The 22,788-nt window shown below is 62.6% G+C and carries 21 protein-coding genes; 15 read left to right on the top strand and 6 right to left on the bottom strand.

What is annotated here, in order from left to right:
- Window positions 1-60 precede the first annotated feature (60 nt).
- The 6 genes from lrp (at window position 61) to serS (ending at window position 6,772) form a co-directional block, all read left to right on the top strand.
- Window positions 61-564: a leucine-responsive transcriptional regulator Lrp gene (lrp, locus tag KUV81_RS06030; protein ID WP_222542930.1), complete on the top strand. Its 504-nt coding sequence runs from the start codon at window positions 61-63 to the stop codon at window positions 562-564.
- A gap of 202 nt (window positions 565-766) precedes the next feature.
- The gene (locus KUV81_RS06025; RefSeq protein WP_222543357.1) at window positions 767-3,157 is read left to right on the top strand and encodes a DNA translocase FtsK; all 2,391 of its coding nucleotides are present in this window, start codon (window positions 767-769) and stop codon (window positions 3,155-3,157) included.
- On the top strand, window positions 3,154-3,777 hold the full coding sequence (lolA, locus tag KUV81_RS06020) for an outer membrane lipoprotein chaperone LolA (protein WP_222542929.1): 624 nt from the start codon (window positions 3,154-3,156) through the stop codon (window positions 3,775-3,777). The genes KUV81_RS06025 and lolA overlap by 4 nt, the downstream gene beginning before the upstream one ends.
- Complete coding sequence (locus KUV81_RS06015; protein WP_222542928.1) at window positions 3,774-5,102, top strand: replication-associated recombination protein A; 1,329 nt, start codon at window positions 3,774-3,776, stop codon at window positions 5,100-5,102. Before lolA ends, KUV81_RS06015 begins: the two co-directional genes overlap by 4 nt.
- Window positions 5,095-5,472: a fluoride efflux transporter CrcB gene (gene crcB, locus KUV81_RS06010; RefSeq protein WP_222542927.1), complete on the top strand. Its 378-nt coding sequence runs from the start codon at window positions 5,095-5,097 to the stop codon at window positions 5,470-5,472. The genes KUV81_RS06015 and crcB overlap by 8 nt, the downstream gene beginning before the upstream one ends.
- A 10-nt stretch (window positions 5,473-5,482) precedes the next feature.
- On the top strand, window positions 5,483-6,772 hold the full coding sequence (serS, locus tag KUV81_RS06005) for a serine--tRNA ligase (protein ID WP_222542926.1): 1,290 nt from the start codon (window positions 5,483-5,485) through the stop codon (window positions 6,770-6,772).
- 57 nt (window positions 6,773-6,829) lie between these two features.
- Here serS and pyk read toward each other — a convergent pair whose 3' ends face one another.
- Both pyk and KUV81_RS05995 read right to left on the bottom strand, forming a co-directional pair.
- Entirely contained in the window at window positions 6,830-8,266 is a 1,437-nt protein-coding gene (gene pyk / locus KUV81_RS06000) for a pyruvate kinase (RefSeq protein ID WP_222542925.1), read from the bottom strand.
- Window positions 8,267-8,466: 200 nt separating this feature from the next.
- Window positions 8,467-9,321, bottom strand: coding sequence for a MurR/RpiR family transcriptional regulator (locus KUV81_RS05995; RefSeq protein WP_222542924.1), 855 nt, complete (start codon window positions 9,319-9,321; stop codon window positions 8,467-8,469).
- A 263-nt stretch (window positions 9,322-9,584) separates the two neighbouring features.
- Between KUV81_RS05995 and zwf the strand changes: the two genes are divergently transcribed.
- The 5 genes from zwf to KUV81_RS05970 all read left to right on the top strand — a co-directional run bounded on the left by zwf (window position 9,585) and on the right by KUV81_RS05970 (window position 14,749).
- Window positions 9,585-11,051 carry a glucose-6-phosphate dehydrogenase gene (gene zwf / locus KUV81_RS05990; protein WP_222543356.1) on the top strand — a complete coding sequence of 489 codons (1,467 nt, stop codon included), beginning with the start codon at window positions 9,585-9,587 and terminating at the stop codon, window positions 11,049-11,051.
- A gap of 3 nt (window positions 11,052-11,054) precedes the next feature.
- Entirely contained in the window at window positions 11,055-11,762 is a 708-nt protein-coding gene (gene pgl, locus KUV81_RS05985) for a 6-phosphogluconolactonase (protein ID WP_222542923.1), read from the top strand.
- Window positions 11,762-13,573, top strand: a complete 1,812-nt coding sequence (gene edd, locus KUV81_RS05980; protein WP_409995547.1) for a phosphogluconate dehydratase — start codon at window positions 11,762-11,764, stop codon at window positions 13,571-13,573. Before pgl ends, edd begins: the two co-directional genes overlap by 1 nt.
- 9 nt (window positions 13,574-13,582) lie before the next feature.
- Window positions 13,583-14,218: a bifunctional 4-hydroxy-2-oxoglutarate aldolase/2-dehydro-3-deoxy-phosphogluconate aldolase gene (locus KUV81_RS05975; RefSeq protein WP_222542922.1), complete on the top strand. Its 636-nt coding sequence runs from the start codon at window positions 13,583-13,585 to the stop codon at window positions 14,216-14,218.
- 117 nt (window positions 14,219-14,335) lie between these two features.
- Window positions 14,336-14,749 (top strand): WYL domain-containing protein, encoded by a 414-nt coding sequence (locus KUV81_RS05970; protein WP_222542921.1) that lies wholly within the window; start codon window positions 14,336-14,338, stop codon window positions 14,747-14,749.
- Between the two features lie 48 nt (window positions 14,750-14,797).
- Here the strand turns inward: KUV81_RS05970 and gap are convergent, their stop codons facing one another.
- Window positions 14,798-15,802: a type I glyceraldehyde-3-phosphate dehydrogenase gene (gene gap / locus KUV81_RS05965; RefSeq protein WP_222542920.1), complete on the bottom strand. Its 1,005-nt coding sequence runs from the start codon at window positions 15,800-15,802 to the stop codon at window positions 14,798-14,800.
- 235 nt (window positions 15,803-16,037) lie between these two features.
- Window positions 16,038-16,841: a DUF2989 domain-containing protein gene (locus KUV81_RS05960; protein ID WP_222542919.1), complete on the bottom strand. Its 804-nt coding sequence runs from the start codon at window positions 16,839-16,841 to the stop codon at window positions 16,038-16,040.
- 223 nt (window positions 16,842-17,064) lie between these two features.
- On the opposite strand from KUV81_RS05960, the gene KUV81_RS05955 reads away from it, so the two are divergent.
- From KUV81_RS05955 to KUV81_RS05940, 4 genes are all read left to right on the top strand, one after another.
- Window positions 17,065-18,489, top strand: coding sequence for a glyceraldehyde-3-phosphate dehydrogenase (locus KUV81_RS05955; RefSeq protein ID WP_222542918.1), 1,425 nt, complete (start codon window positions 17,065-17,067; stop codon window positions 18,487-18,489).
- Window positions 18,490-18,554: 65 nt separating this feature from the next.
- Complete coding sequence (locus tag KUV81_RS05950) at window positions 18,555-19,046, top strand: TlpA family protein disulfide reductase (RefSeq protein ID WP_222542917.1); 492 nt, start codon at window positions 18,555-18,557, stop codon at window positions 19,044-19,046.
- A gap of 193 nt (window positions 19,047-19,239) precedes the next feature.
- Complete coding sequence (locus KUV81_RS19700; protein ID WP_261389325.1) at window positions 19,240-19,446, top strand: hypothetical protein; 207 nt, start codon at window positions 19,240-19,242, stop codon at window positions 19,444-19,446.
- Entirely contained in the window at window positions 19,446-19,718 is a 273-nt protein-coding gene (locus tag KUV81_RS05940; protein WP_222542915.1) for a YeaC family protein, read from the top strand. Before KUV81_RS19700 ends, KUV81_RS05940 begins: the two co-directional genes overlap by 1 nt.
- Window positions 19,719-19,787: 69 nt before the next feature.
- Here the strand turns inward: KUV81_RS05940 and ansA are convergent, their stop codons facing one another.
- Together ansA and sppA are read right to left on the bottom strand one after the other, a co-directional pair.
- On the bottom strand, window positions 19,788-20,798 hold the full coding sequence (gene ansA / locus KUV81_RS05935) for an asparaginase (protein ID WP_222542914.1): 1,011 nt from the start codon (window positions 20,796-20,798) through the stop codon (window positions 19,788-19,790).
- A 99-nt stretch (window positions 20,799-20,897) separates the two neighbouring features.
- Window positions 20,898-22,733, bottom strand: coding sequence for a signal peptide peptidase SppA (sppA, locus tag KUV81_RS05930; protein WP_222542913.1), 1,836 nt, complete (start codon window positions 22,731-22,733; stop codon window positions 20,898-20,900).
- Window positions 22,734-22,788: the final 55 nt, after the last annotated feature.

Genomic DNA, 22,788 nt, shown 5'->3' with positions numbered 1-22,788 from the left:
AATTTATTCGGGTGCACACAGGACAATATCCCGCGTTAGATGGGAACTAAGGAAGTATTCATGGCATATAACAAGAAAAAGCCGTTAAAAGAACTTGATAGAATCGACCGCAACATCCTAAATGAACTGCAGCGTGATGGCCGGATCTCCAACGTGGAGCTGTCCAAGCGAGTGGGTCTGAGCCCCACTCCCTGCCTCGAGCGTGTTAAGCGCTTGGAACGCCAAGGTTTCATTCTCGGCTACACCGCACAGGTCAATCCCCACTACCTCGGCGCCTCCCTGCTGGTGTATGTGGAGATCTCCCTCAACCGCGACACTCCGGAAGTGTTTGACCAGTTCAATCGCGCCGTGATGGAGCTCGAAGACGTGCAGGAGTGTCACCTGGTCTCCGGTGATTTCGATTACCTGCTGAAGACCCGGGTCAGCGACATGACCGCCTACCGACGTTTGCTCTCCGAGACGCTGCTTAAACTGCCGGCGGTGAAGGACACGCGCACCTACGTGGTGATGGAGGAGGTCAAGCAGACCAGCCGGGTTCAGATCTCCGCCAACAGCACCGTCTGACGCCTCCCGGCGAAGTCGGTTGCCTAAAAAGTGCCCCTTGTGGGCACTTTTTGTTTTTCTGGCAGGGTGATAGCGGCGAGACGGTAGGTATGGGCCACTGGAGTTTGGTAAGGTAGGTGAGTTAAAAGCGAATTTCTGACTTGTCGAGGAGCGACAATTGTCATCGACCAATCTGCAGCCCCTGACCGGGGTCCAGCGTCTGATGGAAGGGGGGCTGATCCTCAGCTGCATCCTGGCGCTCTTTGTCCTGATGGCCCTGGCCACCTTCCACCCTGCGGACCCCGGCTGGAGCCAAACCGCCTGGGAAGGCCCGATCAACAACGCCGTCGGTGCGGTCGGCGCCTGGGTGGCGGACATCCTGTTTTTCATCTTCGGTCTGACCGCCTACCTGATCCCCCCAGTATTCGCGGCCATTGGCTGGCTGGCGTTTCACCAGGCGTACCGTCTGACTGAGCTGGACTATTTCTCCGTGGGCCTCAGGATCATCGGTTTTCTGCTCACCCTGCTGAGCTTTGCTGCCCTGTGCTCGATAAACGCCGATGACGTGCACTACTTCTCCGCCGGCGGTGTCGTCGGGGACGTGGTCAGCGCGGCCATGCTGCCCTATTTCAATCTGATTGGAACGACACTGTTCCTCATCTGCTTTATCGGCGCCGGCTTTACCCTGATGACGGGGATCAGTTGGCTGACGGTGGCGGAAAAGGTGGGCGCCGGCACCATCGCCGCGGCCCTGTTTCTTTGGCACCTGCCCCGACACTTCGGTCACGAAAAGGACGAAAGCGAAGACACCCGCGGCTTTATGGAGCTGGTGGAGCGCTTTAAGGGAGGCAAGAAGGCGGCGGAACCAGCCGTGGATGAGGACATGGCGCTCGCCAGCCCTGAACCCATGGTCGCCCGCGAGCCCCGCGACGAGGCCGAGTTTGAGCCGGTGCTGGAGCCGGTACTGACAGCTGACTTCGATGAGGAGGACGCCCGCCGGGAGCCGGTGTTGACCCCGCCCTGGGTGGACGAGGCCGAACCGAACCACCCCCCTGAGTTGGAACCCTACCTGGCCGAGGCGCTGGAAAAGGCCGGCGTGAAACCGACCCCAGCGGCCCCGGTGGCGCCCATGCCGACCCTGGAGCTGCTGGACAGGCCCAATAAGTCGGAGAACCCCATCAGCCAGGAGGAGCTGGACGGCATCGCCCGGTTGGTGGAGGCCAAGCTGCTGGATTTCAACATTTCCGCCACCGTGGTGGACGTCCACCCCGGGCCGGTGATCACCCGTTTTGAACTGGACCTGGCCCCTGGGGTCAAAGTCTCCAAGATCACCAACCTGGCCAAGGACTTGGCCCGGGCGCTGTCGGCGGTGTCGGTGCGCGTGGTGGAGGTGATCCCCGGCAAGTCGGTGATCGGCCTTGAGCTGCCCAACAAGCACCGGGAGGTGGTTTACCTGCGCGATGTGCTCGATTGTGAGCAGTTTGACCAGGCCAAGTCCGATCTCACCATGGTGCTGGGTCAGGACATCTCCGGTTACCCGGTGGTGGTGGACCTGGCCAAGATGCCTCACCTGCTGGTGGCCGGCACCACCGGCTCCGGTAAGTCGGTGGGGGTCAACGTGATGATCCTGAGCCTGCTGTACAAGTCCACGCCGGACGAGGTGCGGCTGATCATGATCGATCCCAAGATGCTGGAGCTGTCGGTGTACGAGGGGATCCCCCACCTGTTGTGCGAGGTGGTCACCGACATGAAAGAGGCGTCCAATGCCCTTCGCTGGTGCGTCGGCGAGATGGAGCGGCGCTACAAACTGATGTCCGCCCTGGGGGTGCGTAACCTTAAGGGCTACAACGCCAAGGTGAGTGAGGCCAAGGCCGCCGGGGAGCCGATCCTGGATCCCTTCTGGCAGCCTGAGCAGTCCATGGAGACCGAAGCACCTGAGCTTGAGAAGTTGCCCGCCATCGTGGTGGTGGTGGACGAGTTTGCCGACATGATGATGATCGTCGGCAAGAAGGTGGAGGAGCTGATTGCCCGAATCGCCCAGAAGGCCCGGGCGGCAGGGATCCACCTGATCCTCGCCACCCAGCGTCCCTCGGTGGATGTGATCACCGGCCTGATTAAGGCCAACATCCCCACCCGCATCGCCTTCCAGGTGTCCAGCCGGGTGGACTCGCGCACCATTTTGGACCAGCAGGGCGCCGAGCAACTGCTGGGGCAGGGTGACATGCTTTACCTGCCGCCGGGCACCGGCGTCCCCATTCGGGTCCACGGCGCCTTTGTGGACGATCACGAGGTGCACAAGGTGGTGGCGGATTGGGCGGCCCGAGGCAAGCCCCAATACATCGATGAGATCCTCTCCGGGGAGACCGGCGGCGAGCAGGTGCTGCTGCCCGGTGAAGCCGCCGAGGGCGACGAAGAGTCGGATCCCCTCTACGATGAAGCGGTGGCCTTCGTGTTGGAGAGCCGACGTGCCTCCATCTCCAGCGTGCAGCGTAAGCTGAAGATTGGCTACAACCGGGCGGCTCGCCTGGTGGAGCAGATGGAACAGAGCGGCCTGGTAAGCCCACCAGGCCATAATGGCAACCGAGACGTATTGGTACCCGGACCGCAACAATGATAAGACGCTTTACCCCGCTGGTGGCCCTGCTGGCCACCAGCCTGGCCCATGGCGAGGCCCCCACCGACAGCGAGGCCGCCCGCGCGGCCCTGCAGGCCAAACTGGCGGCGCTGCCCCAGTTTGAGGCCCAGTTCACTCAGACGGTCACCGATTTCGATGGCACGTTGCTGCAGGAGGGCGAGGGCCAATTGGCTGTCGCCGTCCCCCAGCGCTTCTCCTGGCACCAGATGGTTCCGGAGGAGAGCCTGATCCTCTCCGATGGCGAGGCGGTCTACGTCTACGACCCCATGCTTGAGCAGGTCAGCATCTATGCCCTGATGGAGGCAACCGGCCAGACGCCCCTGTCGCTGCTGGCCAGCGACGATGACGCCGCCTGGGCCCAATACCAGGTCAGCCAATCGGCACAGTGCTATGAGCTGACGCCGCTGGAGGCCCAGGAGATCGCCCGTATGACGGTCTGCTTCGAGGGAGAGCGCATCGACACCCTGTCTCTGACCGACAGCCAGAGTGTCACCACCACCATGGCCCTGGCCCAGTTCAGCGCCGCCCCGCTGGCGGCGGACCGATTCCAGTTCACCCCGCCACAAGGCACCCTGGTGGACGATCAGCGCACCCCATGACCTCCCTGAGCCTCAACTTCGGTCCGGATTTTCGGCCCCTGGCGGCCCGCATGCGGCCCCAGACCCTGGATCAGTACGTAGGCCAGGAGCATCTGGTGGGGCAGGGCAAGCCGCTGCGCGCGGCGCTGGAGTCCGGGCGGGCCCACTCCATGCTGCTGTGGGGGCCGCCGGGCACCGGCAAGACCACCCTGGCGGAGCTGGTGGCCCAGTACACCAATGCCCACGTCGAGCGGATCTCAGCGGTCACCTCCGGAGTGAAGGAGATCCGGGCCGCCATCGACAAGGCCAAGGAGGTGGCTGCCGCCCACGGCCGCCAGACCCTGCTGTTCGTCGATGAAGTCCACCGTTTCAATAAGAGCCAGCAAGACGCCTTCCTGCCCCACATCGAAGATGGCACCGTCATCTTTATCGGCGCCACCACGGAAAACCCCTCCTTTGAGGTCAATAACGCCTTGCTTTCCCGTACCCGGGTCTACCTCATCAAGAAGCTTGATGAGGCGGGGATCCGGCGGATCCTGGCCCAGGCCCTGACCGATGCGGAACGCGGCCTCGGAGCACAAGCGCTGACCCTACCGGACACCGTGGCCCATCAACTGGCGTCCCTGGTGGACGGCGATGCACGACGGGCGCTCAACCTGCTGGAGCTGATGGCGGACATGAGCGAGGACGGCCAGCTGACCGAGGCCCAGCTCAAGGAGGTGGCCGGTGAGCCGGTGGCCCGTTTCGATAACAAGGGCGACCAGTTCTATGATCTCATCTCCGCGGTGCACAAGTCCGTGCGGGGCAGCAATCCGGACGCGGCCCTCTACTGGTACTGCCGCATCCTGGAGGGGGGCGGGGATCCGCTTTACGTGGCCCGGCGCTGCCTGGCCATCGCTTCGGAGGATGTGGGCAACGCCGATCCCCGGGCCATGGAGGTGGCACTGAACGCCTGGGACTGCTTTCACCGGGTGGGCCCGGCGGAGGGGGAGCGGGCCATTGCCCAGGCTTTGGTCTACCTGGCCTGCGCGCCCAAGAGCAACGCCGTGTACACCGCCTTCAAGGCCGCCCGAAAGCTGGCCCGGGAGAGCGGCCACCTCGAGGTGCCCATCCACCTGAGAAACGCTCCAACGTCGCTCCTTAAGGAGATGGGCCACGGCGCCGAGTACCGCTATGCCCACGATGAGCCCGGCGCCTACGCGGCGGGGGAGCGTTATCTGCCCCCCGAGCTGTGGGACACCCGACTCTATCACCCCACCGAGCGGGGGCTGGAACGCAAAATCGCCGAAAAGCTGGACCATCTGGCCCAGCTGGACCGACAAAGCGAGGTGAAACGCGATGGGTAACTGGTTGGCCGTGGCCATCGGCGGCGCAATCGGCGCAACTTTGCGCTATGGCACATCAATTCTTGCCCTGCGCCTATTCGGTACCGCCTTTCCCTTTGGTACACTGGCGGTTAACTGCGTGGGGTCCTTCCTGATGGGGGCGCTGTACGCCTACGGCGCCAGCTTTGACCTGTCTCCCACCGTCAAGGCCTTGGTGGGCGTAGGCCTGCTGGGCGCCCTGACCACCTTCTCCACCTTCTCCAATGAAACCCTGCTGCTGATGCAGGAGGGGGAGTGGGTGAAGGCCCTGCTGAATGTGCTGCTGAATCTGGTGCTCTGTCTGCTGATGGTGTTCCTGGGTCAACAGTGGGTTTATTCTCACAGCCAATAAAAAGAGCGATATGTTAGACAGCAAACTGCTTCGTGCCGATCTGGCGCAAACCGCCGAGCGTCTTGCGACCCGCGGTTTCATCCTGGATGTCACCCGTCTGAACGAACTGGAAGAGCGCCGCAAGTCGCTGCAGGTGGAAACCGAGCAGCTGCAAGCGGAGCGCAACAGTCGCTCCAAGTCCATCGGCCAGGCCAAGGCCCGGGGTGAGGACATCGCGCCGCTGCTGGCCCAGGTCTCCGAGCTCGGTGGCCAACTGGACGCCAAGAAGGCGGAACTGGCGGAACTGATGAACGAGCTGGACAGCATCGCCGCCGGCATCCCCAACCTGCCTCATGAATCCGTGCCCGTGGGCGCCGACGAGGAGGAGAACGTCGAGGTGAGCCGTTGGGGCGCGCCCCGCCAGTTCGACTTCGAGGTGAAAGATCACGTGGATCTGGGCGAGGCGATGAACGGCATCGACTTTGCCATGGCCGCCAAGCTCTCCGGCTCCCGCTTCGTGGTGATGCGTGGCCAGGTGGCTCGCATGCACCGTGCGCTGGCCCAATTCATGCTGGACCTGCACACCACCGAGCACGGCTACAGCGAGATGTACGTGCCCTACCTGGTGAACCCGGACAGCCTGTTCGGCACCGGTCAGCTACCCAAGTTCGGCGAAGATCTCTTCCATACCGAACCGCTGTCCGAAGACAGCGATCGTAAGCTGTCTTTGATCCCCACCGCCGAGGTGCCCCTGACCAACTTCGCCCGGGACGAGATCCTGGACGAAGCGGATCTGCCGGTACGCATGACCGCGCACACCCCCTGTTTCCGCTCCGAAGCGGGCTCCTCCGGTCGCGACACCCGGGGCCTCATCCGCCAGCACCAATTCGACAAGGTGGAGCTGGTGCAGCTGGTGAAGCCGGAAGACTCCATGGCGGCACTGGAGGAGCTGACCGGCCACGCCGAGAAAGTGCTCCAGCTTTTGGAGCTGCCCTACCGCAAGGTGGTGCTGTGCACCGGTGACATGGGCTTTGGGGCCACCAAGACCTACGATCTGGAGGTCTGGGTTCCCAGCCAGGACAAGTACCGGGAGATCTCCTCCTGCTCCAACGTGGGCGACTTCCAGGCCCGCCGCATGAAGGCCCGTTTCCGCCGTTCCGGTGAGAAGAAGCCCGAACTGCTGCACACCCTGAACGGTTCCGGTCTGGCCGTGGGTCGTACCCTGGTGGCCATCCTGGAGAACTACCAGCAAGCGGATGGCCGCATCGCCATTCCCGAGGCGCTGCAGTCCTACATGGGCGGCCTGACCCACATCGGTTAAACCCTGCGCGCACAAAAAAACCGGCCAATTGGCCGGTTTTTTATTGGGGCGTTAGCGTCACTCGACGGTGACGATCTTACAGGTGTTGGTGCCGCCCACGGTTTCCATCATGTCGCCCTTGGTCATCAGCACCTTGTCGCCGGTGCTCAGCAGACCTTCGGCCACCGCCTTATCCAGCGCTGCTTTGACGATGGTGTTCTCCGTGTGCTCGGTGGAGTCGAACCGGATCGGGTAGACCCCGCGATACAGCGCCATCCGGTTGAGGCAATCGTCGTGACGGGAGAGGGCGATGATGGGCAGCGGCGAGGTGATGCGGCTCATGATGAGCGGCGTGTTGCCCGACTCGGTCAGGGCCAGGATCGCCTTGACGCCATCGAGGTGGTTGGCCGCGTACATGGTGGCCAGGGCGATGGTCTCCTCGACGGTCTTGAACTTCTCATCCAGGCGGTGCTTGGACACCACCACGCTGGGGTGTTTCTCGGCCCCCAGGCAGACCCGGCCCATGGCCTGGACCGTTTCTTCCGGATAGTCGCCGGCGGCGGTCTCGGCGGAGAGCATCACTGCATCGGTGCCATCGAGCACGGCGTTGGCCACGTCCATCACCTCTGCCCGGGTGGGCATGGGGTTGGTGATCATCGACTCCATCATCTGGGTGGCGGTGATCACCACCCGGTTCAACTGGCGGGAGCGGGCGATCAGCTGCTTCTGAACGCCCACCAGCTCGGGATCGCCAATCTCAACGCCGAGATCGCCCCGGGCCACCATCACCACGTCGGAGGCGAGGATCACATCGTCCATGGCGGCCTGATCCGCGACCGCTTCGGCCCGCTCAACCTTAGCTACGATCAGCGCGCGGCAACCCGCTTCCCGGGCCAGTTGACGGGCGTAGTTGAGATCGTCCCCGGAGCGGGGGAAGGAGACCGCCAGGTAGTCGACGTCGATCTTGGCCGCAGTCTTGATGTCTTCTTTATCCTTGTCGGTCAGCGCCGCGGCGGACAGGCCGCCGCCGAGCTTGTTGATCCCCTTGTTGTTGGACAGGGGGCCCGCCACGGTCACCGTGGTGTGGACTTTGGCACCCTCGACCCGCTCCACGCGAAGCTGCACCCGACCGTCGTCCAGCAGAAGCAGATCTCCGGGCACCACGTCCTGGGGCAGGGCCTTGTAATCCAAGCCCACCGCATTCTCGTCCCCTTCGCCCTTGGGCAACTCACTGTCCAGGACAAAGGCGGCCCCGGCGTCCAGTTGGACTTTACCCTCTTTAAAGGTGGAGACCCGGATCTTGGGCCCCTGGAGATCCCCGAGGATGGCCACGTGGCGATGGTGCTTCTTGGCCAGCTCGCGCACCTGTTCGGCTCGGGCGATGTGATCCTCGGCGCTGCCGTGTGAGAAGTTCATCCGCACCACGTTGGCGCCGGCGAGGATGATCTTCTCCAGGTTGTTATCCCGGTCAGTGGCCGGCCCTAGGGTGGTCACGATCTTGGTTCTTCTGAACATCATTGACTCCGTCAGGAATGCTTGTGCGTTACAACAAATTTTATCTGATGCTAACAAGCTGGGCATTGGATATGAAAGAAAATTTCATACAATTTTGATGACAGCTACAGTCAACCAGGCTTTCCAGATTGCGGGGCAGGCTAAGTGTAGAACCTGGAGGCAAGAAAAAGGGCCGGCGAACGCCGGCCCTTTGCTGGGGATCAGAGGGGTTGGGGCTTCTCGAAGCGCGACTCTTTGAGCGCCTCTTTGACCCGCTTGAGATTTTCCCGAAAGCGCGGGCCGCGGCGCAGGGTAAAACCGGTGGCCAGTACGTCCACCGCCACCATCTGGGCCAGACGGGACGCCATGGGCATGTAGAGATCCGTATCTTCCGGTACGTCCATGGTGACCGCCAGGGTCGCTTCCTTGGACAGCGGACTGTCCTTGCTGGTCACGGCGATCACCTGGGCATGGTTCTCCTTGGCCAGGCGAGCGATGTCCACCAGGGTCTTGGTGCGGCCGGTGTGGCTGAACAGCACCACCACCGCGCCTTCCCGGGCGTTGATGCAGCTCATCCGCATCATCAGCACGTCGTCGAAACAGACCACGGGCACGTTGAAGCGGAAGAACTTGTTGAGGGCGTCGTGGGCCACGGCGGCCGAGGCGCCGAGGCCGAAAAAGGAGATCTGGTCCGCCTGGGTCAGCATGTCCACCGCGCGGTTGATCTGCTGGGGGTCGATGGACTGACGGGCCGAGTCCAGTGCCGCCATGGAGGACTCGAAAATCTTGTTGCTGTAGGCGTCGGCGCTGTCGTTCACCTCAACGTGGCGCGACACGTAGGGGGTGCCGTTGGCCAGGCTCTGGGCCAGGTGCAGCTTGAAGTCCGGGAAGCCCTTGGTGTCCAGCCGCCGACAGAAGCGGTTGACCGTGGGCTCACTGACATCCGCCATCTTGGCCAGCGTGGCGATGCTGGACTGAATGGCCGTCTGCGGGTTGGCCAGAATCACCTCGGCCACTTTGCGTTCAGACTTGCTGAAGTTGGCCAGGTTCTTTTGGATCTTCTCTAACGTATTCATTCAATCTCAGCTCTTTTCCCTGGTGCGGTACCACCGTTATCCTGACTCGAGCCCAGAACCGGCCGCCAGCTTTTATACTGGAGGGACGCTCTGGCCACCGAACCTACGGTGCAGACTCTGATCCGGTATATTACAAACAATATTGAAAGTAAGCCAGCAAAGGGTCGGGGCAAGCACTTGCGCTCGGAAGCTTTTTTCATTCTAATGTAGTTAAATTACATCATTCTGCGGTCCGCCGCCGAAACAAGGAGTTGGATGTGACTATGGCAAGTGACTCGGCTATGAAGCCCTGCGATTTTGTCCTGTTCGGAACCAAAGGGGACTTGGCCCGCCGCAAGCTGCTTCCCTCGCTCTATCAGCTGGACAAAGCGGGTCTCCTGCACCCGGACACCCGCGTCATCGGTGTGGCACGCCAGGAAAAGAGCCTCGACGAGTATCGGGCCCTGGTGAACGAAGCGCTGACCACCTTTGTTAAAGAGGCACTGTGTGACACCACGCTGGCGCGCTTTGTGGCCCGTTTGAGCTACGTCGGCCTCGATTTTGTGGATGCCGCCGGTTATCAGGCCCTGAAAGAGGCGGTCAAAGCGGACCACGTGATGGTCAACTACTTCGCCACGCCGCCGGCCATCTACGGCGACATCTGCAGCGGCTTGCACGCCGCCGAACTCATTGAGCCCGATACCCGTGTGGTGCTGGAAAAACCCATCGGCCACGATCTGGGCAGCAGCCGGGTGATCAACGACCAGGTCGCCGCCTACTTCGACGAAAGCCAGATCTACCGCATCGACCACTACCTGGGCAAAGAGACGGTGCAGAACCTGGTGGCCCTGCGCTTTGCCAACTCCCTGTTTGCTTCCAAGTGGGACAACCGGACCATCGACCATGTGCAGATCACCGTGGCGGAAGAGGTGGGGATCGAGGGGCGCTGGGACTACTTCGACAAGGCCGGCCAGATGCGGGACATGATCCAGAACCACCTGCTGCAGGTGCTGGCTCTGGTGGCCATGGACCCGCCGGTCAATCTCAATGCCGACTCCATCCGCGATGAAAAGGTGAAGGTGATCAAATCCCTGCGCCCAATCAACCAGGAAAACATCTACGAGAACACCGTCCGCGGCCAATACACCGCGGGCTTCCTCAAGGGGCAGCCGGTGCCCGGTTACCTGGAGGAAGAGGGCGCCAATCTCGACAGCAACACCGAGACCTTCGCGGCGCTACGGGTGGACATCGACAACTGGCGCTGGGCCGGCGTGCCCTTCTACCTGCGTACAGGCAAGCGGATGCCGTTCAAGCACTCCGAGATCGTGGTGCACTTTAAGAACCCGCCCCACAACCTGTACCGGGACAGCTACCGCCAGCTGCCGCCCAACAAACTCACCATCCGTCTGCAGCCCCACGAAGGGGTCGAGATCCAGATGATGAACAAGGTACCGGGCCTGGATCAGACCCAGCGGCTGCAGACCACCAAGCTGGACCTCTCCTTCTCCGACACCTTCAAAAACCAGCGCATCGCCGACGCCTACGAGCGGTTGCTGCTGGAGTGCATGCTGGGCAACCAGGCGCTCTTTGTTCGCCGGGATGAAGTGGAGCAGGCCTGGACCTGGTGTGATTCCATCCTCGATGCCTGGTCACGCTCCAATGAAAAGCCCAAGAGCTACCCGGCGGGGACCTGGGGGCCGGTGGCGTCGGTGGCGCTGATCACCCGCGACGGTCGGTCCTGGGAGGAGTAAGGCATGTCAGTCATCAAACTTCCGGTGTTCAAAAGTTTCGAGCGCAGCGACGCCCTGGTCGATGCCCTGGCCACGCGCATCGCCAATGCCCTGCAAGAGGCGGTGGACACCCGGGGCCAGGCCTCGCTGGTGGTATCCGGGGGCAGCACCCCGGTGCCGCTGTTTCATCGTCTGCGCACCCTGCCCATCGACTGGCAGGAGGTTTACATCACCCTGGCGGATGAACGCTGGCTTCCGGCGGATCACGCCGACAGCAACGAGCGCCTGGTGCGCGAGCATCTGCTGGTGGACAACGCTGCCAAGGCCAAGTTTCGCGGCCTGCACAACATCCATGGCACCCCCGAGGCGGGTGCGGCGATGACCGCCGACACCCTCTCCAACCTGCCGCGGCCCTTCGATGTGGTGATCCTGGGTATGGGCAACGACGGTCATACCGCTTCGCTGTTCCCCTGCGCCAAGGAGTTGGACGAGGGGCTGACCACCGAGGCGGTCTGCCTGGCGGTGCACCCGACCCAGGCGCCGCACCCGAGGATCTCCCTCTCTTTGGCGAGCCTGCTGAACGCGCGTCAGATCTACCTGCACCTGAGCGGGGACAGCAAGCGCACCGTACTGGAGGAGGCGCTGTCGAGCCGTGACGTCAAGGCGATGCCCATCCGGGCCGTGCTTGACCAGCAGCGAGTTCCCGTGGACGTATATTGGAGTAACCAGTGATGTTGAACCCCACCATAGCCGCCATCACCGACCGCATCATCGAGCGCAGTCGGGACAGCCGTCGCGACTACCTGGACCGCATGGACAAGCTGCGCCGGGCTGGGGTGCAGCGGCGTCAGCTCTCCTGCTCCAACCTGGCCCACGGCTTCGCCGGCTGCGGTCAGGCAGACAAGTCCGATCTTAAGCAGTTCAACAAGTCCAACATCGGCATCATCACTGCCTACAACGACATGCTCTCGGCGCACCAGCCCTACGCCACCTACCCGGAGTCCATCAAGGCGGCCTGCCGGGACATCGGCAGCGTGGCCCAGGTGGCCGGCGGGGTGCCAGCCATGTGCGATGGTGTCACCCAGGGGCAACCGGGCATGGAGCTGAGCCTGCTCAGCCGTGAGGTGATCGCCATGTCCACCGCGGTGGGCCTCTCTCACGCCATGTTCGATGGCGTGCTGCTGCTGGGGATCTGCGACAAGATTGTGCCCGGGCTCACCATTGGCGCCCTGAGCTTCGGTCATCTGCCGACCCTGTTTGTACCCGCGGGCCCCATGCCTTCCGGCTTGCCCAATAAGGAGAAGGCCCGGGTTCGCCAGGAGTACGCCCAGGGTAAAGTGGGGGATGACGCCCTGTTGGAGGCGGAGTCCGCTTCCTACCACAGCCCCGGTACCTGCACCTTCTACGGTACCGCCAACTCCAACCAGCTGGTGATCGAAGCCATGGGCCTGCAACTGCCCGGCTCCTCCTTCGTCAACCCCAACAGCGAACTGCGTCAGGCCTTTACCGACGCGGCGGCCAAGCAGGTGTGTCGCCATGCCCAGGGGGAAGGGGGCTTCAGCCTGTCTGAGATCTACGACGAGAAGGCCGTGGTCAACGGCATCGTGGCCTTGCTGGCCACCGGCGGCTCCACCAACCTGACCATGCACCTGGTGGCCATGGCGCGGGCTGCCGGCGTACTGGTGACCTGGCAGGACTTTGCCGAGATCTCCGCAGCGGTGCCCCTACTGGCCCGGGTCTACCCCAACGGCGAGGCGGACATCAACCACTTCCAGGCCGCCGGCGGCATGGCGTTTCTGGTCAAGGAGCTGCTCAAAGGCGGCTTCCTCCATCCGGACGTGCGCACTGTGGCCGGTGAAGGGCTGGCACTCTACACCCAGCAGCCGGTGCTCGAAGCGGGTCAACTGCGCTGGGTGGAGGCCAACCCGGACTCCGCTGACGAAAGCGTGCTGCGTCCGGTGGACAACCCCTTCCAGGCCAGCGGCGGGCTCAACCTGCTCGATGGCAACCTGGGCCGGGCGGTGATCAAGGTCTCCGCGGTGGCCGAAGAGCAGCGCTTTGTGGAAGCCCCTGCGGTGGTGTTTGAAGATCAACACGACCTGGATGCGGCGTTCAAATCCGGTGCCCTGGATCGCGACTGCATCGTAGTGGTGCGCTACCAGGGGCCCAAGGCCAATGGCATGCCGGAGCTGCACAAGCTGACCCCGCCCCTGGCGGTACTGCAGGACCGGGGCTTCAAGGTGGCACTGGTCACCGACGGACGGATGTCCGGTGCCTCAGGCAAAGTGCCCGCCGCGATCCACGTGACCCCGGAAGCTTTGGACGGTGGCTTGCTGGCCAAGGTGCAGGACGGAGACCGTATCCGCCTGGATGCCAAGAAGGGCGAGCTGACCCTGCTGGTTTCGGATGAGGAGCTGGCCAGTCGGGTCGTCTCCACGCCGGAACTCAGTGGTAACAATGAAGGCATGGGGCGTGAGCTCTTCAGCCAGTTCCGTAACCTGTTAGCCAGCCCGGAGTTGGGCGCCTCGGCTCTGTTGAAATAAGGAAATCCTATGTCTACTTCCTGGCTGTATTCACCCAGCGCCATCTTCGGTCGAAGCAAGGTGGTGCCGGTGATGGTGATCGAGAAGCTGGAGCACGCCGTGCCCCTGGCCAAGGCCCTGGTGGCCGGCGGCATTGAGATTCTGGAGGTGACCCTGCGCACCGATTGCGCCATCGAGGCGATCCGAGCCATCCGCGAGGCGGTGCCCGAGGCCCTGGTGGGCGCCGGTACGGTGATCACCCCGGAGCAGCTGGAGGCGGTGATTGACGCCGGCGCCCAGTTCGCCATCAGCCCCGGCGCCACCAAGAACCTGCTGCAGGCGGGGCAGGAGGCGCCCATTGCGCTGATCCCGGGCGTGGCCTCGGTATCCGATGCCATGAAGGCGCTGGAGCAGGGCTATGATCACCTCAAGTTTTTCCCGGCCGAAGCCAGTGGCGGTGCCAAGGCGCTCAAAGCCATGGCGGGCCCCCTGGCGGGCCTGACCTTCTGCCCCACCGGCGGCATTGGCCCGGGCAACTACCGCGATTACCTGGCCCTGGGCAACGTGGCCTGTGTCGGTGGCAGCTGGGTGGCCCCCAGCGATGCCATTGAAAGCGGCGACTGGGACAGGATCACCGAGCTGTCTCGCCAGGCTCTGGCCCTGTAAGTCAGCGCGGATTGAGAAAGCCCACCGAACGGTGGGCTTTTTTATGTCCTGACCGCTGCCTCCAGGTTTTGTCTTTGGTAATCTGGGACTTAATAACATTGAAGTGAGTACAGGGTTTTGACGGAACGCGCCGCCGGGGTAAGCCCCGATTTGACCGAACTGTGCAGCGTGGACTTGCCGGTGATCCGCTGTCGGTTCGATTACGCCGACCGGGCAGGGCAGATCTCCAAACGGGATCTCAGACTGTGCCGGTTTTTCACCACCGAGGATGGCCGGCATTACCTGGAGGGGGTCTGTGTCCTTCGAGGCGACCGGCGCACCTTCCGCCTCGACCGGCTGCAATCGGCACTGACCCACCACGGCAGTGGGGTTCAGTTTCAACCGGCCACCTTTCCCGAGCAACTGGGGGCCCTTATCCGTCAGGAGGTGGCCGAACCGGCCCAGCCTCAAAAGGGAAAAGCCAGCCGGAGCCCCTGGGCGTTGGCGCTGCTTGGCCTGCTCGTGGGCGTGGTGGTCGGCGCTTCGCTATAGACAAAAAAACGCCGGCATCAGCCGGCGTTTTTACAGGGGTGACAAGCCTTAGGCGTTCATCAGCACCACGGCGTTGTCCAGCATGCGATTGGAGAAGCCCCACTCGTTGTCGTACCAGGCCATCACTTTTACCAGTCGACCGCTGACCCGGGTCTGGGTGGCGTCGAAGGTGGAGGACATCGGGCAGTGGTTAAAATCGATGGACACCAAAGGCTCGTGGTTCACGGCCAACACCTCGGACATTACGCCCTGACTGGCGGCTTTGTCCACGATGGCGTTTACCTCTTCCACCGTAGTGTCACGACTGGCGATAAAGGACAGGTCCACCACGGAGACGTTTACCGTGGGCACGCGCACGGCGCCGCCGTCCAGTTTGCCGGCCAACTCCGGGATCACCAGGCCAACCGCGGCAGCGGCACCGGTCTTGGTGGGGATCATGTTCATGGCGGCGGCACGAGCCCGGCGCAGGTCGGAGTGGTACACGTCGGACAGGCGCTGGTCGTTGGTGTAGGCGTGGATGGTGGTCATCAGACCGGACTCGATACCCAGGGCATCGTGCAGCGGCTTGGCAAAGGGCGCCAGGCAGTTGGTGGTGCAGGAGGCGTTGGAGATCACCGTCATGTCCGAGGTGATGACATCCTGGTTGACGCCGTAAACCACGGTGGCGTCCACCTCTTTGCCCGGTGCGGAGATGATTACCTTTTTGGCGCCGGCCTCGATGTGGGCGGAAGCCGTGGCCTTGGTGGTGAAGATCCCGGTGCACTCGAACACCACGTCGACCCCCAGCTCTGCCCAGGGCAGCTTACGGGGGTCGCGCTCGGAGAAGGTTTGAATGCGGTCGCCATTGATGGTGATGGCGCTGTCGTCGTGTTCGACTTTGGCATTGAAGCGGCCATGGACAGTGTCATATTTGGTGAGGTGGGCGTTGATGGCGGCATCGCCCAAGTCATTGATGGCGACAATCTGGATGGGGTACTGCTTTTCGCTTTCGTAGAGTGCCCGGACCACATTGCGACCAATTCGACCGTAACCGTTGATAGCGACTTTGATCATAGCGTTGATTCCGTAATGCCTTGTCAATATGTAGTAAAATTACAATATCTGCTGCACTGGTCAAGTGTTTTTAACGTTTTTGTAGGTAAAAAAACCATTTCGAAACGCCCGTCGTAACGCCCTTTAAGGTAGTACACCGGGGTAGGGCGGGGAGCTTTTTGACCAAAGGCACTCGCTCATCGGAAAAGTCGCAAAAAAAATCGCCGTCTGAACGGCGATTTTTGATGAAATTCGATTACAAATTCAGGCTTTCTCGGTCGAAGCTGTCGTCGGCCATCGCCTCGTCCAGCAGCACGGCCTGCTGCCTCAGTTCGGCCGCTTGCCGCGACCCGATCCCCAGGTGCCCAGCCAGGGCACCGGCACCGCCCTGTGCCAGACGTTGCTGGCCCAGATAGCTGAACAGGTAGGCCGCCTCTCGCTGTCCCAGGCGTTCAAGGGTAAAGCCAAGCTCCAACAGCAACTGCTCATCGAGACGGGCGCCAGCCGGGTCCGCTTCGATCACCTCAAGCAGGTATTCTCGGGCTTTTTGGGGTTGCTCGGCGCTGAAGTAGATCCCCGCCAGCCGTTTGAGACGGGTGGCCGCCAACTGGCCCTGGGCTTCCGCTTCCAGGAAGCGTTCCAGCGCCGGCCCATCGTTAAATCGCGTCCAATGATAGAGACTTAACGCCGGTGAACTGTGGCCCTGCGTGGCCTGTTGCAGGGCCTCGAGAGACGCCAGCCCCGCCAGGTAATAGCGATTGCGCTCCTGCTCCCGGGGCTTGGCCGGCGAAGTGTTGACGATCCGCGAGACGTGGCCCATGCAGTCGACGTACTCCTCCAGGGCCACCAGTTGGTCATAGAGAAACAGCGGGTCGTCGCTGTTGGCTTCCTGGTGGCGCGCACGGATCACCTCCGCTCGGGACTGGCGGCACCAGCCGTCCCGGTTGAGGTCCTGGCACATCTGAGGATCCTGCCGGCAGATCTCGCCCACGGTGAGTTGCGGCTGACAGCCGGCGAGCAGAAGTGCGCCAGCAAGGGCGCCCAGGCTGAGGGATTTCATGATCGAAGAATTACCACAATTGACCGTCCTTGGCTCAAAAACCTGTTGTTTAGCAACAGTTTGGTCTCAGGGGAGTGCTGGAAATCCCCACCTGCTTTTCAGTAGAATAGCCGCGCTTTTCGGGGCCGCCAATAGGGCCGGCTCTCAGAAGTGAAATCTACAATAATTCAATGAGTGTTCCCCTTCGTCCCCGTCTGGGAGACATCTTCATAGGACTCTGTACATGACCGCAGACAAACACCTTCAAAGTTGGCAAGAGCGTTTTGAACTGGCCGAAGCGATGCAACCGCTGATCGGTAAGCTGTACCGCAACCAGGGCGTTGAGGTTCAGGTTTATGGCCGCCCGCTGCTGAACGCCTCCACCATCGACATCACCAAGGCCCACCGCCTGGTCGCCAAGTACGAAGGTGAAAAGCTGCGTCTGCGCGAATCCTTCCCCTTTGTTGAGGCCTTGAGCCGCCTGGACGTCAAGCACGTGCGCGTCGACATCGGCAAACTGGCCGTCAACTACTGGCGCAACCACAGCGACGCCTCCGAAATTGAAGCCTACATGGCCGGCCAGCTGGCCCCGGCCATGGGCAAGTCTCTGGAGCCCCGTGATGTGGTGCTGTACGGCTTTGGCCGCATCGGCCGCCTGTTGGCTCGCCTGATGATCGAGCGCACCGGCGTTGCCAACTCCCTGCGTCTGCGTGCCATCGTGGTGCGTGGCGGACGCGAGGGCGACCTGGAGAAGCGCGCCAGTCTGCTGCGTCGTGACTCCATCCACGGCCCGTTCAACGGCTCCATTGAAGTGGACAGCGAGAACAACGCCATCATCGCCAATGGCACCTACATCCAGGTGATCTACGCCAACAGCCCGGACCAGGTGGATTACACCCAGTACGGCATCGACAACGCGCTGGTCGTCGACAACACCGGGATCTGGAAGGACGAAGAGGGGCTGGGTCTGCACCTGAAGGCCAAGGGCACCGCCAAGGTGCTGCTGACTGCTCCGGCCAGCGGCAACATCAAGAACATCGTGTATGGTGTGAACGACGCCGACATCCTGGACGAGGACCGCATCATGTCCGCGGCCTCCTGCACCACCAACGCCATCACGCCGGTGCTCAAGGCGGTGAACGACAAGTTCGGGATCCAGAACGGTCACGTGGAAACCGTGCACTCCTACACCAACGATCAGAACCTGATCGACAACTACCACAAGGCGGACCGCCGCGGTCGCAGCGCCCCGCTGAACATGGTGATCACCTCCACCGGCGCCGCCAAGGCGGTGGCCAAGGCACTGCCTGAGCTCAAGGGCAAGCTGACCGGCAACGCCATCCGCGTTCCGACCCCGAACGTGTCCATGGCCATCATGAACCTCAACCTGGGCACCGCCACGGACCGGGATGAGCTGAACGAGTACCTGCGCTGGACCGCGCTGCACTCCGACCTGCAGAACCAGGTGGATTACACCGCCTCCACCGAGATCGTCTCCAGCGATCTGGTGGGCTCCCGTTACGCTGGTATCGTGGACTCCCAGGCCACCATCGTCGACGGTGACCGTGCCGTTCTGTACGTCTGGTACGACAACGAGTTCGGCTACAGCAACCAGGTGATCGGCGTGATGAAGAAGATGCTGGGCGTCACCGGTCTGGTTCTGCCCTAAACCTAGGACACACTCGCTTACCATCCAGCCTCGGCAACGGGGCTGGATTTTTTTATGCTGGCGCTATGCATTACCTGAAACAGCTTATTGTCCTGCTGGTGATTTTGGCGGCGGGCGTTTGGATTGGCGGCGCGGTGCGCGGCTGGAGCATGACCGCGGTGGGCGAGACCGCTCCGCAACATCGCCTGGTGGACTGGCAGGGTGTGGAAGGGGTATTGCCATCGGACGGCGAGGCCCAGTTGCTCTACCTGTTCGCCCCCTGGTGCACCATCTGCGATCTGACCATCGATCACGTAGCGGCGCTGGAGCGTTCGGGGCGGCCGGTGCAACTGGTGGCCCTGTCCTACCAGAATCGGGCGGAGTTGTCGGCGTTTCTGGAGCGCCACCCGGGGCTGGGGCCCATCTGGCTGGGTCATGACGCCGTCAGTCGGGATTACGGGGTGCCGGCGTTTCCCGCGTACGTCATCGTCGATGCCCAGGGCACCATTTTGGCCCGGCGGGTGGGCTACCTGCCCGAATGGGCACTGAAGGCGTATATGGCGTGGTATGGGGTGTGAGCGGCGCTCATGGCCCCTTTACTGGCGACCACGCTGGCCCTATAGTGGGCCGGAACTAATCAACAGGGAGTGCCCAATGGCGTTGATCCATTGTCCTGCGTGTGGAAAGCGCATATCCGACAAAGCCCCATTTTGCCCGCATTGCCAATTCTCTCGTTCCAAGGATCCTGAAGCGCTGGAGCGGGCCTCCCGCATGAGACAGATCCAGCAACACCAGAGTCTGATGACCCACAGCTTCCTGGCACTGTTCGCCTTTGTTGGCGGCTTCGCCTTGTGGTGGTGGGGCGGTGAGGCAGCAGACACCTGGCGCGCGCCGGTGGGGATCGGCCTGATGAGCGCTGGTTTTCTGGGATACCTGGTTACCCGGGTGCGGATCTTGCTGGCCAAAAGGAGACGGTAATGGACTGGCAATCAATGGTGGACAGCCTGACCCCACAAATGGTGGAGCGGCTGCAATCCGGTGTCGAAACGGGCAAGTGGCCCGACGGCACCGTCTTAAGCGCGCAGCAGCGTGAGTCGGCCATGCAGGCGATCATCGCCTGGCAAGCCAAGCACGGTAACCAGGATCAACACCTGACCGTGGGGCCGGATGGCGAGATCATCCACCTCTCCAAGGCGCAGCTCAAGCGCCAGTTCAAGGAGACCCCTTTGACTCGCTTAAAGCCCGAGTAGGCACGGGTTAGCAATACAAAAAAGGCGCCAATGGGCGCCTTTTTCACGTCTTTTCTTCCCGTTTCTGCCTTACTGGCTGAGTTCGCCTCTTAAGGGGGTTTGCATCAGCTGGCGACGGGTCTCGAAGCTCAGGGGCTGGGAGAGCAGGTAGTGCAGCTTGGCCAGGGCCGCTTCCGTGGTCATGTCGTAGCCGCTGATCACGCCGCAGCGGGACAGCGCGTTGCCGGTGGCGTAGCCGGCCATATTGACCTTGCCCTGCAGACACTGGGTCAGGTTTACCACCAGGACCTCCCGCTCACCCGCCTGTTTAAGCAGGCTCAGCAGGTCCTCCCGCTCCGGAGCGTTACCGACGCCGAAGGAGAGGAGGATCAGCGCCTTGACCGGCTGCTGCAGCAGATTGGCGATCACCTCGGTACTGATCCCCGGGTAGAGGGTCACCACGCCGATGGGTTGAGGGGTGATCTCATGCACCGTCAGGGGTTGGCCGCTGGGCCGGGCCAGCTCGGCGTTGCCCAGTCGGATCTCGATCCCCGCTTCCAGCAAGGGCGCCAGGTTGGGGCTGTCGAACGCGGCAAATCCGTCGGCGTGGACCTTGGTGCTGCGGTTGCCCCGCAATAGGGTGTTGTTGAAGAATAGGCACACCTCGGCGATGGGGTAGTTGGCGGCGAGGTAGAGGGCGTTGAGCAGGTTTTGCTGGCCGTCGGAGCGCAACTGGGCCAGGGGGATCTGGGAGCCGGTGACGATCACCGGCTTTTCCAGGCCCTCCAGCATGAAGGAGAGGGCGGAGGCGGTGAACGCCATGGTGTCGGTGCCATGGAGGATCACAAAGCCGTCAAAGTCGTTGTAGTGTGCCTGGATGTCATTGGCGATGAGCTGCCAGTCGTGGGGGCTCATATTGGAGCTGTCGATCAGCTGGTCGTACTCGTGGATCTCAAACGCCGGCATCTCCGGACGCTGGAACTCCGGGTTGGCCTGCACGCTTTCGGTCAAAAAGCCCGCCACCGGTGCGAAACCGTTTTCGGTTCGCTGCATGCCGATGGTGCCCCCGGTGTAGGCGACGTAGATCCGTTTTCTTTCCATGGTGCTGACTCGTTAGTCGTTCAATTGGCGGGATTATAGCGGGGCAGGGCGCAAAAGAAAGCCCGGCAAGGCCGGGCATTAGGGAAAGGGGAGCGGGGCTCAGAGCAGGCTGTCACACTCCAGGCACAGCAGGTAGCGGTGGTTGGGATCGTCCAGCTGAAGCTGAGCCTCCAGCGGCGCACTGAGAGCCTCCACCACCTGTTGCCAACGCGGGGTCTCCACCTGGGGCAACCAGGTCGCCGTCGCGCCCAGGAACTTCTGCAGCATCTCCTGCTCCGGGCTGACCTTGGGGCCGATGACCCGGGTCTCGTAGTCGGACAGCTGTGCCAGGCTGGCGGCGGTTTCGATGGCGTCCTCCAGGGTGCCCATCTCATCCACCAGGCCCAGCTCCAGTGCGGCTTTACCGCTCCAAACCCGGCCTTGGGCCATCTCATCCACCTGAGCCAGGGGCAAGCCCCGAGAGTCGGCCACCAGCTCGATAAAGTCCTGGTAGCCCTTATCCAGGCTCTTTTGAACCAGGGTCTTAAAGCCGTCCGGCAGGGGGCGCAGCACGCTCAGGCCGGCCATCTCGCTAGTGCCCACACCATCGGCGTAGATCCCAAGTGCAGCGGCACTGTCTTCAAAGGTGGTAATCAGGCCGATGATGCCGATGGAGCCGGTAATGGTGGTCGGCTGGGCAAAGATGCGGTCGGTACTGGCCGAGATCCAGTAGCCGCCGGAGGCTGCCACCGAGCCCATGGAGGCGATCACCGGCTTACCGGCGGCCTTAAGCGCCAGCACCTCCTGGCGAATTTGCTCGGAAGCGTAGGCGCTGCCACCGCCGCTGTCGACCCGTAGCACCACCGCCTTGACCTTGTCGTCCTGACGGGCCTCGCGCAGCAGTCGCGAGGTGCTGACGCCGCCGATGGTGCCCGCTGGCTGATCGCCATTGAGGATGCTGCCCTTGGCCACCACCACCGCAATCTGGTTGTCCCCCTGGGGCTCCATCATGGGCTTAACGTGGGCCAGGTAACCATCGAAGCCGATCGCTTTGATCTTGTGCTCGTCCTCGGACTCGGTGCCGAAGCGCTCGATAAGGCCTTCGCGCATCTCGATGTCGGTCATCAGACGATCCACCAGGCCCCCCTCCAGCGCCATCAAGCCAAAGTCACCGCCGGCGGCGTCCATGCGGGCATTGAGCTCCGCCAGGCTGACAGTCAGGCTGGCCGGATCCACATCGCGGTTCTCACCGACCCGGCGGCTGTAGTCGCCCCACAGGTCCCCCAGCAGGGCCTCGTTGGCCTCCCGGGCCTCGTCGGACATGCCGCTGCGGGTGTATGACTCGGCGAACGATTTGTACTTGCCCACGCGGAACAGGTGGGTGTTGATCTTCAGCTTCTCCAGCGCGTCTTTGTAGTAGACCCGGTACATGCCAAACCCTTCGATGGCGACGGTGCCGCCGGGGTTCAGTTGGATCTCGTCGGCGAAACTGGCCACGAAGTAGTTGCGCTGGTCCAGCCAACCGGCCTGGGCGATCACCGGCTTGCCGCTGGCCTTGAACCGCTCCAGCGCCGCGCCGATCTCTTCCAGCTTGGCCAGACCAGCGATGAGTTGGCCCGGCTTGAGGACGATGCCGGCGATGCGATCATCGGAAGCTGCTTCGTCGATGGCCAGCAGGAGGTCTGCCATCAGGATCTCGCGGGGCTGATCGTCGTTGCGACCGGTGAGCATCTCGATGGGATCGATGGGGCGTTTCTGCTCCACCAGGATCCCGTCCATCTTCAGCACCAGGGCGCCGCCATCGGGCACCGGCTCCAGCTCGTCGCCGCTGAAGGCGACGATGACCAGCGCCAGGACCGCAAAGAACACCAGGTTCACGATCACCTTGCGGGTGGTGTTGATGAGGCTGCCGGTGAAGCGCAGCAGCCGTTTGAACAACGAGGGTTGTGTCGACATGGTGTCTCTTCCCAAATTACTTTCACCCTATGCTATCCCAATCGATCCCAACCGG

This window comes from Ferrimonas balearica (genome assembly GCF_019802085.1).
In the GTDB taxonomy this organism is placed as follows: domain Bacteria; phylum Pseudomonadota; class Gammaproteobacteria; order Enterobacterales; family Shewanellaceae; genus Ferrimonas; species Ferrimonas balearica_B.
Note: the sequence above shows the minus strand (reverse complement) of the source record. Positions and strands in the feature narration are given on the sequence as shown.